This window comes from Pseudomonas sp. B40(2017), from assembly GCF_002112855.1.
Lineage (GTDB): Bacteria > Pseudomonadota > Gammaproteobacteria > Pseudomonadales > Pseudomonadaceae > Aquipseudomonas > Aquipseudomonas pharyngis.
The window spans coordinates 558,094-570,498 of record NZ_NEIT01000005.1; the positions used below are offsets into that span (position 1 = coordinate 558,094).

General features: G+C 61.9%; 13 protein-coding genes. 2 read left to right on the forward strand and 11 right to left on the reverse strand.

Going from position 1 to position 12,405, the window contains the following annotated elements; all coding sequences use genetic code 11:
- Positions 1-10: 10 nt before the first annotated feature.
- The 7 genes from CAF76_RS16720 to CAF76_RS16750 form a co-directional block, all read right to left on the reverse strand.
- Positions 11-721: an ABC transporter permease gene (locus CAF76_RS16720; RefSeq protein WP_011332767.1), complete on the reverse strand. Its 711-nt coding sequence runs from the start codon at positions 719-721 to the stop codon at positions 11-13.
- Complete coding sequence (locus tag CAF76_RS16725; protein WP_085647837.1) at positions 718-1,446, reverse strand: ABC transporter permease; 729 nt, start codon at positions 1,444-1,446, stop codon at positions 718-720. The genes CAF76_RS16720 and CAF76_RS16725 overlap by 4 nt, the downstream gene beginning before the upstream one ends.
- A gap of 56 nt (positions 1,447-1,502) precedes the next feature.
- Positions 1,503-2,285: a transporter substrate-binding domain-containing protein gene (locus CAF76_RS16730; RefSeq protein ID WP_011332769.1), complete on the reverse strand. Its 783-nt coding sequence runs from the start codon at positions 2,283-2,285 to the stop codon at positions 1,503-1,505.
- A gap of 342 nt (positions 2,286-2,627) precedes the next feature.
- Positions 2,628-4,316, reverse strand: a complete 1,689-nt coding sequence (locus CAF76_RS16735) for an ATP-dependent DNA ligase (RefSeq protein ID WP_085647838.1) — start codon at positions 4,314-4,316, stop codon at positions 2,628-2,630.
- Entirely contained in the window at positions 4,313-5,347 is a 1,035-nt protein-coding gene (locus CAF76_RS16740; RefSeq protein ID WP_039771341.1) for a ligase-associated DNA damage response exonuclease, read from the reverse strand. Before CAF76_RS16740 ends, CAF76_RS16735 begins: the two co-directional genes overlap by 4 nt.
- Before the next feature lie 320 nt (positions 5,348-5,667).
- Complete coding sequence (locus tag CAF76_RS16745; RefSeq protein WP_085647839.1) at positions 5,668-8,118, reverse strand: penicillin acylase family protein; 2,451 nt, start codon at positions 8,116-8,118, stop codon at positions 5,668-5,670.
- A gap of 144 nt (positions 8,119-8,262) precedes the next feature.
- Positions 8,263-8,907 carry a glutathione binding-like protein gene (locus tag CAF76_RS16750; protein WP_064593916.1) on the reverse strand — a complete coding sequence of 215 codons (645 nt, stop codon included), beginning with the start codon at positions 8,905-8,907 and terminating at the stop codon, positions 8,263-8,265.
- Positions 8,908-9,054: 147 nt separating this feature from the next.
- Between CAF76_RS16750 and CAF76_RS16755 the strand changes: the two genes are divergently transcribed.
- Complete coding sequence (locus tag CAF76_RS16755) at positions 9,055-9,612, forward strand: cysteine hydrolase family protein (RefSeq protein ID WP_085647840.1); 558 nt, start codon at positions 9,055-9,057, stop codon at positions 9,610-9,612.
- A 148-nt stretch (positions 9,613-9,760) separates the two neighbouring features.
- On the opposite strand, the gene CAF76_RS16760 is transcribed toward CAF76_RS16755, so the two are convergent.
- From CAF76_RS16760 to CAF76_RS16775, 4 genes are read right to left on the reverse strand one after another with little or no spacing between them, the layout of a single operon-like run.
- Positions 9,761-9,967, reverse strand: a complete 207-nt coding sequence (locus CAF76_RS16760; RefSeq protein WP_007955014.1) for an SEC-C metal-binding domain-containing protein — start codon at positions 9,965-9,967, stop codon at positions 9,761-9,763.
- A 5-nt stretch (positions 9,968-9,972) separates the two neighbouring features.
- Positions 9,973-10,458, reverse strand: a complete 486-nt coding sequence (locus CAF76_RS16765; RefSeq protein WP_064593919.1) for an LEA type 2 family protein — start codon at positions 10,456-10,458, stop codon at positions 9,973-9,975.
- 31 nt (positions 10,459-10,489) lie between these two features.
- A complete protein-coding gene (locus CAF76_RS16770) occupies positions 10,490-10,966 on the reverse strand; it encodes a YchJ family protein (RefSeq protein ID WP_011332777.1) in 477 nt (158 codons plus the stop codon).
- A 4-nt stretch (positions 10,967-10,970) separates the two neighbouring features.
- Positions 10,971-11,468, reverse strand: coding sequence for a DUF6231 family protein (locus CAF76_RS16775; RefSeq protein ID WP_011332778.1), 498 nt, complete (start codon positions 11,466-11,468; stop codon positions 10,971-10,973).
- A 199-nt stretch (positions 11,469-11,667) separates the two neighbouring features.
- Between CAF76_RS16775 and CAF76_RS16780 the strand changes: the two genes are divergently transcribed.
- A complete protein-coding gene (locus CAF76_RS16780) occupies positions 11,668-12,363 on the forward strand; it encodes an OmpA family protein (protein WP_011332779.1) in 696 nt (231 codons plus the stop codon).
- The last annotated feature ends 42 nt before the right edge of the window (positions 12,364-12,405 follow it).

The window sequence follows — 12,405 nt, forward strand, 5'->3', positions numbered from 1 at the left end:
CTAAAGGGTCCTAGTGGGTCGGGCCGAGGAACGCCAGCCATCGGCGTTCGGCAAGGCGGAACAGGCCGACCAGCGCAAAGGTGATGGTCAGGTAGATCAGCGCGGCGATGCCGAACGACTGGAAGGTCAGGAAGGTCGCCGAGTTGGCGTCCCGCGCGACTTTCAGGATGTCTGGGATGGTCGCGGTGAAAGCCACGGTGGTCGAATGCAACATCAGGATCACTTCGTTGCTGTAGTACGGCAACGAACGGCGCAGCGCCGACGGCATGATCACGTAGGCATACAGCTTCCAGCCGGTCAGCCCGTAGGCCTTGGCCGCTTCGACTTCGCCGTGGTTCATGCTGCGGATAGCCCCGGCGAAAATCTCCGTGGTGTAGGCGCAGGTGTTGAGGGCGAAGGCCAGGATCGTGCAGTTCATCGCATCGCGAAAGAAACTGTCGAGCAGCGGCTGCGCGCGCACGGCGGCCAGGCTGTAGATCCCGGTGTAGCAGATCAGCAGCTGGATATAGAGCGGCGTGCCACGGAACAGGTAGGTGTAGAACTGCACCGGCCAGCGAATGTAGAAGTGCGGCGAGACCCGGGCGATCGACAGCGGAATCGACACGATGAAACCGAAGAAGATCGAGGCGCTGAGCAGCCACATCGTCATCGCCAGGCCAGTGATGTTCTGGCCGTCGGTATAAAGGAAGGCTTTCCAGTATTCCTGCAGGAGTTCGATCATCGTACGGCCTCCCGGGCACCGGCGGCGTAGCGGCGTTCGAGCCAGCGCAGGATGAAATTCGAGGCACTGGTGATCAGCAGGTAGATCAACGCGGCGAGGACCAGGAAGTAAAACAGTTGATAGGTGCTCTTGCCGGCATCCTGAGCGGCCTTGACCAGATCGGCCAGGCCGATGATCGAAACCAGCGCGGTGGCCTTGAGCATCACCATCCAGTTGTTGCCGATGCCCGGCAGGGCGAAGCGCATCATTTGCGGGAACACCACGAAGCGAAAGCGCTGGCCGCGCTTGAGGCCATAGGCGGTGGCGGCTTCGACCTGGCCGCGCGGCACGGCGAGAATCGCCCCGCGAAAGGTTTCAGTGAAGTACGCGCCGTAAATGAAGCCCAGGGTCAGGACCCCGGCGCTGAACGGGTCGATCTCGATGTATTCCCATTCCAGGTAATCGGTGAGCGTCGTCAGCCAGGTTTGCAGGCTGTAGAAGATCAGCAGCATCAGCACCAGGTCCGGCACCCCGCGAATCAGCGTGGTGTAGAGCTGGGCGGGCAGGCGCAGCAGTTTGACTTTTGACAGCTTGGCACTGGCGCCGAGCAGGCCGAGCAACACGGCCACCAGCAGCGACAACGCCGACAATTTGATGGTCATCCAGGTGCCTTCCAACAGCAAAGGGCCAAAGCCCTTGAGGCTGAAGGCGGAGAGCCCCAGATTTTGTAAGAGGGTTTCGAACATAAATCAGCAACCTGACTGAATGAAAAAGGCGCCCATGGAAGATGGGCGCCGGGGCATTATTTGCCGCTGTACAGATTCAGATCGCCAAAGTGTTTCTTTTGAATCTCGGCGTATTTGCCATCATCGTGTAACGCTTTGATACCTTTATCCAAAAGCGCTTTCAGCTCGGTGTTACCTTTCTTAATACCGACAGCGGTCTTGGCTGGCAGCAAGTGGTTGTCGACCGGCTTGCTGACTTCATAATCGGCGCCCTGCGGCGACTTCAGAAAGCCCAGTTCGGCCTGCAACATGTCCTGAATGCCCGCATCGAGACGGCCGGAGGTCAGGTCGGAATACACCTGGTCCTGGTTCTGATAGGCCTGGGTTTTCACACCGGCCTTGTCCAGCACGGCTTTGGCATAGGCTTCCTGGATGGTGCCTTGCTCGTAGCCGACGGTTTTGCCTTTCAGGGAAGCGACGTCGTCGGTGATGCCCGAACCTTTTTTCGACACGTAGGCCGTCGGGCCGGAGAACAGCTCGCTGGAGAAGTCGATGACTTTTTCACGGGCTTCGGTAACGGTCATCGACGAGATCACGCCGTCGAATTTATTGGCCTTGAGGCCCGGAATCATGCCGTCGAAGTCGCTTTCGACCCATTTGCACTTGACCTTCAGCTCGGCGCAGATGGCGTTGCCTAGATCGATGTCGAAGCCAACCAGGCTGCCGTCTGCCGCTTTCGACTCGAACGGTGCGTAGGAAGGGTCAACGCCAAACCGCAGTTCTTTGTATTCCTTGGCCAGCGCGGAGCCGGCGGCCATGCACAACGCCAGTGCAGAAAGGGTCAGCAATGCTTTTTTCATTATTCAATCCCTAAGAACCAATATGAGCGCTTGTGGCGCGGAATGATTGTTACTGGAGCGCTTACGACTTATAGAAAGTAGCAATTTCCGAACCAGAGTCCCGAACAAGTGTTTTAAAAGGTGCAGCAAGTGCATGCCGGGGCCGGTCAGTGCACGAAAACGGGCACGGAGAATCAGTTGCACTGTTTATGGGCGTGATTGTTCCCATGCTCTGCGTGGGAATGCCTCAATGGACGCTCTGCGTCCGGCGCTGGATGGGACGCGGAGCGTCCCGGCTGCATTCCCACGCGGACGGTTCGACGCTTCGACGTGGGAACGATCGGGGAGGCGTGGGGGAAGGGATCAGACCAACAGGTCTTGCAAGGTCGCCAGGCTGTCGGCCTCGTCCACGGTTTTGTCCTGGCGCCAGCGCAACATGCGCGGGAAGCGCACGGCGATGCCGCTCTTGTGCCGGCGGGAGAGGGCGATGCCTTCGAAACCGAGTTCGAACACCAGACTCGGCTTGACGCTGCTGACCGGGCCGAATTTTTCGACTGTGGTCTTGCGCACGATGCTGTCGACTTCGCGCATTTCCGCGTCGGTCAGCCCGGAATAGGCCTTGGCGAAGGGCACCAGCGCCCGGGCACTGGAACCAGGCGGGCCGTCCCACACCGCAAAGGTGTAATCGCTGTAGAGGCTCGCGCGGCGACCATGCCCGCGCTGGGCGTAGATCAACACCGCGTCGACGCTGAACGGGTCGACCTTCCATTTCCACCACACGCCCATGTCCTTGGTGCGACCGACGCCATACATCGCATCCCTGGCCTTGAGCATCATGCCTTCTACCCCCAGTCGTCTGGAGGCTTCGCGCTGGCGGGCGAGGTCGAACCAGTCATCACCCGTCAGAATCGGCGAAGGCAGCAGCACCGGGTTGTTGCAGCGGGCGATGACCTGCTCCAGTTGCTCGCGACGCCTGGCCTGGGGCTGGTTGCGCCAGTCTTCGCCCTGCCATTCGAGCAGGTCGTAGGCGAGTATCACCACCGGCGCGTCTTCGAGGATTTTGCGGTCCAGTGACTTGCGGCCGATCCGTTGTTGCAACAGTGCGAAGGGTTGCACCGCCGGGGCTTCTGTCGACTGCGGATCGAACGCGTCTTCGGTGACCGGGCGGTTGTTCTTCCAGACTACGATCTCGCCGTCGATCACCGTGCCGTCGGGTAAACCGTGCAGCAGCGTGTCGAATTCGGGAAAACGCTCGGTGACCAATTCCTCGCCGCGCGACCAGACCCACAGTTTCCCGTCACGCTTGACCACCTGTGCGCGAATGCCGTCCCACTTCCATTCCACCTGCCAGTTGCTCGGCGGCCCGAGCAGGGCCTCGAAGGTTTCAACCGGTTGCGCCAGCGCGTGGGCGAGGAAGAACGGGTAGGGCTGGCCGCCGCGCTGGGCGTGCTCGTCGCTGGATTCGGGGGCGATCAGTTTCAGGTAAGCGGCGGCGTTCGGCCGGTTGGACAGGTCGGTGTAACCCACCAGCCGTTGCGCCACGCGTTTGCTGTCGAGCCCGGCCATGGCGGCCAGGGCGCGGGTCACCAGCAGTTTGGACACGCCGACCCGGAAGCTGCCGGTGATCAGTTTGATGCACAGCATCAGGCTCGGCCGATCCAGTTGCGCCCACAGAGCGGGCAATTGGTGGGCGAGGTATTCCGGGGTTTCACCACGCAGGGGCAGCAGTTTGTCTTCGATCCATTCGGCGAGCCCGGCCCGCGACGTGTGCGGGTGTTCCGGCAGCACCAGCGAAATGGTTTCCGCCAGATCGCCGACCGCTTGATAGCTCTCCTCGAACAGCCATGGCTCAAGCCCCGACGTTTCAACAGCGAGTTCGCGCAGAACTCTCACCGGAACCAGTTGCCGTGGCCGCCCGCCGGACAAAAAGTACACGGCCCAGGCGGCATCTTGTGGTTGCGCCTGGGCGAAGTAGGTTTGCATCGCCGCCAGTTTGGCGTTGCTCGAGGTGGTGGCGTCGAGTTCGGCGTACAACCCGGCGAAGTCTTTCATGGTTGCACCTCGGCCATCGCAGGCGTGGCGCTGGAAAGCTCTTCTTCATCGTCACCGTATTCGGTGTTGAAACCTTGTGCGTCGAGCCCTTTTTCGCGCAGATGGCGCACCAGTACGCCAATCGAGCCGTGGGTGACCATCACCCGCTCGGCGCCGGTCTGTTCGATGGCCCACAACAGGCCGGGCCAGTCGGCGTGATCCGAAAGTACGAAACCGCGATCCACGCCGCGCCTCCGACGAGTGCCGCGCAGGCGCATCCAGCCGCTGGCGAAGCTGTCGCTGTAATCGCCGAACCGGCGCATCCAGCTGCTGCCGCCGGCAGAGGGCGGGGCGATGACCAGCGCCTGGCGCATCATCGGGTCGTTCTTTTTCACCTCGCCGGCGTAGATCGTTGGCGGCAGGTAGACGCCGGCCTCGCGGTACACGCGGTTCAGCGGCTCGACCGCCCCGTGGCTGAGGATCGGCCCGAGGGTTTCGTCGATGCCGTGGAGAATCCGCTGGGCCTTGCCGAACGAATAGCAGAACAGCACGCTGGCCTTGCCGGCCTCGATGTTGGCCTGCCACCACTGATTGATTTCGGCGAACACCTGCGCCTGCGGCTGCCAGCGGTAGATCGGCAGGCCGAAGGTCGATTCGGTAATGAAGGTGTGGCAGCGCACCGGTTCGAACGGCGCGCAGGTGCCGTCGGGTTCGATCTTGTAATCGCCTGACGCGACCCAGACTTCGCCGCCGTATTCCAGCCGCACCTGGGCCGAGCCGAGCACATGACCGGCGGGATGAAAGCTCAGGGTGACGCCGTGGTGGGTCAGGCGCTGGCCGTAGTCGAGGGTTTGCAGGTTGATGTCCGCGCCCAGACGCGCACGCAGAATTCCTTCGCCGGCGCTGGCGGCCAGGTAATGCTGATTGCCGCCACGGGCGTGGTCGCCGTGGGCATGGGTGATCACCGAACGCTCGACGGGCCGCCACGGGTCAATGTAGAAGTCCCCGGCGGGGCAGTAGAGGCCTTCGGGGCGGGCGATAACAAGGTCCATGGCATTACCGGAATGGAGGGACTTGTTAGCTATGAGGTTGGCGCGAAGTCAGAAGTTCTATTGATTTTCGAAAGCACCCTCACCCCAGCCCTCCCGAAGCGTCGGACCGCCCGGAGGGAGAGGGAGCCTACGGGGGTGTTTGGCGAGGGACATCGACCTGTGAGATCGCGTCGATTATGGATCTTTCAAGCAGCAATACGAATCTGGATTCGGTGCAGCAAGTTCAGGTCGGCGAACTTCTTGAGCATCCCCCGATCAGTCCCCTCTCCCTAAGGGAGAGGGTTAGGGTGAGGGGGCTTTTGATCTTTTGGGGAGTAGCGCTATTTGCCGGGAGTAAGCGTCAACCGCGTCTTGCCATACACCCGGTCAAAGTTCTGCGGCTGCATCGGCAAGCCAATGTACTGGCCCTTGAGCCACGGATCGATTCCGTTCAAGTAGTTCGGGCTGACCGGATTCCCGGATTGCCCCGTCCCGTTCTGCCCCATCAACGGCTCGCTCTGACCGAAGTCGACGATGAAACGCATCGACGGCGCACGCGTGGTGTTGAAATCCTGGCCCCAGGCAAACGCCGCCGTGTTGAGGGTGGTGTGGTCGCCGCCCGCCGCAATTGGGCCGCGAACGGTCTGGCCGCTGGCATTCTTCCACTCGTAACGGTGCAGTTTGCCCCACTGCCAGGCCCGGCGGTCGCCGCCCAGTTGGCTGTCGCCGGCGCTGATCGCTGCCGCCAGGCTGCGGGCGAGGATCGCCGGTTTGTCTTCTTTTTGCGGGGTGCGGGCGTCGTCCCAGAATGGACTGTCTTCGCGGCCCAGCAAGTGATCGGCCTGGGCGGCGTAGGACAGATCGCCATTGGCGACAAAGGCTTTCCACGCCGGGCTGCTCTGCGGGCCGAGTTCGTCGAGGAAGATCTGCTTCATGCTTTCCTGCAGGAACAGCTCGTAGATCGCCGCATCGGCGGAGGTCGGGCTGAGCTTGCCGTCGAACGCCATCAGGCGGGTATAGGCCTCGCGCGCCTTACTGCGCTCGGCTTCCGGCAGTGCGTCCATCGCCTGTTTCAGCGGCTGCGCCATGCCCGGTGCCTCGAACATTTTCTTCAGTTTGGCGGCGAAGGTGGTGGTCTGGTCGTACTGCATGGCGATCACACTGCGACCGTCATGCTTGCCGCTGCCAGCCAGTTCGGCCAGACGCTCGCCACGTTCCGGCGCCGCCCAGGAATTCGACAGTTGCATGCCGTAGCCGTGAGGAATGACCCGCTGGTTGGCGGTGCCGAGCCAGCCCTGGGCCGGGTCCTGATCGTAGGGGTGGAGCATCGGGTCGGCGTAACCGTCCCAGTCGTAGCGACCTTCCCAGCCCGGCGACGGCAGCAGGCCTTCACCTTCGCGGCGGTTGGGGAAGCGCCCGGTAACTTGCCAGCCAATGTTGCTGGCGTCAGCAAACACCAGGTTCAGCGCGATGGCGCGGATTTCCCGGCTGGCGTCCGACGCGCGTTCAACGTTCTGGGCGCGGCTCAGATCGAAAAACGCATCGAGGGATTTGTCATCGGTGAAGCTCGGGGTCTGCAAGGCCAGGCCAAAGCCTGCGCCCTGAGCAGCGGCCTGGGTGCTGTTGAGCAGCGCGCCATGGCGGGTTTCGTACACCGCTTCACGAATCGGCCGCTGGCCTTTGACGAAATAGGTTTCGTTGCGCACGGCGACCGGTTGCCACTTGCCGTTGACCTCGTAGGACAACGTGCTGCCCTGACGACGGATTTTTTCCAGGAACAGGTCCTGGTTATCGCCGAGCACGCTGGTCAGGCTCCACGCCACCTTGCCGTTGAAACCGCCGAGCACCATCGGCAGACCGGCCACGGTCACGCCGGCGGCCTGGTATTTCGGCGCGCGGATCTGCACGAAACTCCACAGCGACGGCGCGGCCAGCGGGCCATGGCTGTCGCTGGCCAACAGGCTCTTGCCGCTGCGGCTGCGTTGCGGGGCGACGGCCCAGTTGTTCGACGATTGAGTGCCCAGCAGGTTGAGGGCTGCCAGTTGTTCGCTGGCGTTGCTCAGCTCCGTCAGCCCCGGAATCTGCCCGTTGAGCTTGATGCCTTGCAGCTTGTCGGCTTCGGCCAGCGGCAGGTTTTCGTCGGGGGCGGACGGGGTCAGCCACGCCAGTTTGTCGTTGGTCACGGTCTGCGCCAGCACCAGCGAGGCGATTTCTTCCGGCAGGTTGGCCGACTGGCTGAAGTTCAGCAGGCAGAAGATCAGCGCCGAATCTTCGGGTTTCCAGTATTCAGGCTTGTAGCCGCTGGAAGCCAGATCCCCCGGCAGTTTCTCGGCATATCTGAACAGGTAGGCGTTGACGCCCCGGGCATAGACTTCGAAGAAGCGCTTGAGCCGTGGCGACGAAGCCTTGTACAGCTCGCCGGCGCTTTTCTTCAGGTTGACGGCGCGCATGTAGCGGTCGGCGTCGAGCATCGACGAACCGGACATTTCCGCCAGACGGCCCTGAGCCAGCAGGCGCAGGGTGACCATCTGATTGATCCGGTCGCTGGCGTGAACGTAGCCGAGGGCGAACAGTGCGTCGTGGAAGCTGTTGCTTTCGATCAGCGGCATGCCCATGGCATTGCGGCGTACCGAAACGTTCTGCGCCAGGCCCTTGAGCGGCTGCACACCGGAGGTCGGCGGGAGGGTGTCCTGGGCGTTCCAGGTCTGACAACCGGTCAGGCTCAGAACACCGGCCACTGCAGCGGCAACGCCGAACCGGGGAAGAAAATGTGAAAGGGCTGGCGAGGCCATGGCAAAGCTCCTGCGGGGGTGTAGAGGCTGGGGACGCAATAAAGCCGCTACGTTAGTGAGCAGGAGGGGGCCGCGCAAGCGGGGCGAGCGGTTATTTCTTCCCGTTGATCGTTCCCGCGCGCGGGAACGATCAGGCCGGGTGACTCAAGCCTTCGGCGGATTGATCTTCTGCACCAGCGCGTAGGCCTTCACGGTCGCCGGGCGATCCTTGATGTGGTTGAACCAGCGCTGCACATTCGGGAAGTCTTCCAGATTCTGGCTCTGCCATTTGTGCGAGACGATCCACGGGTAGATCGCCATGTCGGCGATGCTGTATTCACTGCCGGCCACGAACTCGTTGTTGGCCAGTTGCTTGTCCAGCACCCCGTACAGGCGCGCGGTTTCATCGATGTAGCGCTTGATCGCGTAGGGGATTTTTTCCGGGGCGAACTGGCTGAAATGATGGTTCTGCCCGGCCATCGGCCCCAGCCCGCCCATTTGCCAGAACAGCCATTGCAGGGCCACCTGGCGGCCACGCAGGTCCTTGGGCAGGAACTTGCCGGTCTTTTCCGCGAGGTACAGCAGGATCGCCCCGGATTCGAACAGCGACAACGGCTCGCCACCGTCGGCCGGCTCATGATCGACGATCGCCGGGATGCGGTTGTTCGGTGCGATTTTCAGAAAATGCGGCTGGAACTGCTCGCCCTGGCTGATGTTGATCGGGTGCACGTCGTAGCGCAGGCCCGCTTCTTCGAGGAACAGGGAAATCTTGTGGCCGTTGGGCGTGGTCCAGTAATACAGGTCGATCATGGAAAACTCCAAATCAGGAAAATGGCTTACGTACGGACAGCAAACGCCGGCTTCAGGTTGTCCTGTGTGCGTTCGATAGCTTGCTTAACCACAGGAGGTGATGCTCAAGTACGGGAAATTCAATGACCCCGCGTGAGAAAAATCGCCATGGCGCTCAAGGCCAACGCTGCACTGATCATCATCGACCAGCAAAAAGGCATTCTGGAACCGCGTCTGGGGCGGCGGAATAATCCGTCGGCCGAGGAGCGGATTCTTGAGCTGCTGAGTTTTTGGCGGCGCAGTGGACGGCCGGTGATCCACGTGCAGCACCTGTCGCGCTCGCCGGATTCGGTGTTCTGGCCCGAGCAGGAAGGGGTGGAGTTTCAGGACAGGTTTTTGCCGCAGGACGGCGAATGGCTGATCCAGAAGCAGGTGCCGGATGCGTTTTGTGCGACGGGGCTTGAGGCGAAGTTGCGTGAGGCGGGGGTCGAGCAGTTGATCATTGTCGGCGTGGCGACGAACAACTCGGTGGAGTCCACGGCGCGCACGGCGGGCAATCTGGGGTTTGACGCGTGGGTGGCGGAGGATGCGTGCTTTACCTTCGACAAGGCCGACTATTTCGGCACTTTGCGTTCGGCGCAAGAGGTACATGCGATGTCGCTGGGGAATTTGCACGGGGAGTATGCGACGGTGGTCAGCACCGGGCGGATTCTGGCGGCAGGCTGAAAAGCTTCCGGTGAATGGGCCGGCCCCTTCGCGAGCAAGCCCGCTCCCACATTTGCCTGCATTCCGTCAGAAGGAATACGGTCGAAGGTGGGAGCTGGCTTGCTCGCGAAGTCGGTATCTCAGGCGAAGAAGATAATTGCCTGAAACATCAAGCGCCGTGGCACTTCTTGAATTTCTTGCCGTTGCCGCAGGGGCAAGGGTCGTTGCGGCCAACGTCTTTCAGGGCGTTGCGCACCGGTTCCTGGTGGGCGTGGCCGCAGTTCGGGCCGTGGACATGGCCATGGTCGTGATCATGGTGGTGATGGTCATGATCGTGGTTGCAGTCTGGGCCATGGACATGAGGTTGCTGGGTCATCGGGGTCACTCCGTAATCAAATCGGCGGGGATTATCACGCCATTGCGCGCCAGGTGCACGTAGTGAGCGATGAATAAACCGGTTTCCATCTCGCCCTCCAGTCGATAGGGAATCTGCTGGTTCGGGTTTTTCAGCATTTTCACCACCTCTTTCACCTTTGGCCACAGGTTGGTACGGATCGGCACCTTGTAAAACGCGCTGCTTTTGGGGTTCACCGTGATCCAGTGTTCGTGCTCGCCTTCGGCCAGCAGCATGTCGGCCAGGTGTATGCGGTATTCCAGGCCGCGCACGGTCAGGTCGCTGTCATTGGGGTTGTCGATGCGAAAGTGCAGGATGAATTTCTGTTCCAGCAACTTGGCGCGCACCACTTCGACTTTCACCAGGTGCACGGCGGGGTCGCGGGCGTCGTCGGTAAACCATGACGCGCAGCCGCCGAGCCCCAGAAACACGAGCAGTGAGAAAGCCTGGAATGTGCGCCAATGACCGAGCATGGTTTAACTCCCTTTGCTGCCCAGTCTAGCCTCAGCTGCCGAAATACCCCGCACAGCATTTCTTGAACTTCTGGCCACTGGCGCACGGGCAGGCGTCGTTGCGGCCCAGCTTCAGTTGCACGGTCGGGTCGATGAAGTACCAGCGCCCGCTGTTCTGCACGAACGACGAGCGCTCGCGGTGGCTGTGTTCGCCCTGACCGTCATGCCAGCGCGCGGTGAAGGTGACGAACGCGTGTTCCGGCTGGCCACCGAGCACTTCCGAGCTTTCCACGTCCAGACCGAGCCAGGTGCTCTGGGCGCTCCAGTTGCTGATCGACTGGCGATCCAGCCCCGCTTGCTGAGCGGGCAGGGTGGTGGCCACCAGATAATCGATCAGGCCCAGCACGTAGGCGCTGTAGCGCGAGCGCATCAGGGCTTCGGCGCACGGGGCCGGGTGGCCGGCGTGATAGTGACCGCAGCAGGCATCCAGCAGGTTGCCGCTGCCGCAAGGGCAAATGGCTGTACTCATTGCATTACCACCAGTATTTCCCGAAGTTTTCCGGATTGGCCCAGAACCGTGAGTTGAGCCAGTCGGGGACTTGTTTGTAGTCAAGCAGATCGTAGGTGAACAGTGTCAGTACTTGCTCGTCGCGGGCGAAGCGTTCGCTGGCCTGCAGGGCCAGGGAATAAAAGTCGGTTTCCTGCCAGCCGCTGGCCGGCAGATCCGCCAGCACCGCGATGCGGCTGGCGTTGAGGTTGCGGATCCCGCCCAATAGATTCAGGCCGTCGCGCTTGGGCAAATGTTCCAGGCAATCGACCACCAGCGCCAGGTCGAAACGGCGGGCCGCCAGTTCCGCCGGCAACGCACCGGGCGCGGCGTGCGCGACGCAGGTGTCCGGGTGTGCTTCCTTGAAGGCAGCCAGCGCCGGGAACTCGCTGGCGCCGATCAGCAGCAGGCGTGCAGGGGCGTAGCGGTCGAGCAGGGCGGCCAATGCCTGCTGCGGCGTGCGGGAAGAAATGGCGACGTTCATCGAAGCTCCTCAATCAGAGCGCCAAGACTAGCCTGCCCGGGCGCCAAGGCCTAGATCTCTGTCCTGCGGGTTTGCGGCAAACTCGTCGAAGTCCCGTGAACAGGCGCACAAACAGCAATGGCCTATTGCTGGCGGAGATTAAAACTCCGGTCTTTACTCCCTGAATCGGTTCTAAGCCGATCCCTCAGGAGAAAACTAGATGAGCATAGTTCGGACAGCATTACCCTTGGTTCTGCTAACCAGTGTGTTGACTGGTTGCGCAGGTTTGCAGAAAACCGACTGGCCGACCTGTGCGGCAGTCGGTGGTGTCGTCGGTGCGGGTCTCGGTGCGACCGAAAGCTCCGCATGGGCGGGGTATGGCGCGTTACTCGTCGGCGGTACGGCAGCGGCCTATTGCTGGGTTCACGGTGACGGCGATGAAGACGGCGATGGTGTGCCGGACAGTCGCGACAAGTGCCCGGGCACGCCTAAAGGCGTTCAGGTCGATGCCGACGGCTGCCCTCCACCAGCCCCTGCGCCAGTGGTCGAAGAAGCTGTGGTGGTCAAGGAAGAAACCATTGTCATCCGCGATGTTCACTTCCAGTTCGACAAGGCCACGCTGACCCCGGCCGACAAACTGGTCCTGGATAAGGTCGCTTCGCGCCTGAAACAGGAATCCAGCACCGCGCAACTGACCGTGACCGGCCACACCGACAGCGTCGGCAGCGATGCCTACAACCAGAAACTGTCGGATCGCCGCGCGCACTCGGTGGTCAAGTACCTGGTTGAAAGCGGCGTCCCGCAAAGCAGCTTCGTGTCGGTGACCGGTGCCGGTGAAAGCCAGCCGGTGGCAGACAACAAAACTGCGGACGGTCGCGCGCTGAACCGTCGTACCGAAATCAAAATCAACCGCTAGCCCCCTCGCATCCGCGGCTTGTGCAGTCGCGGATGCGGGTCT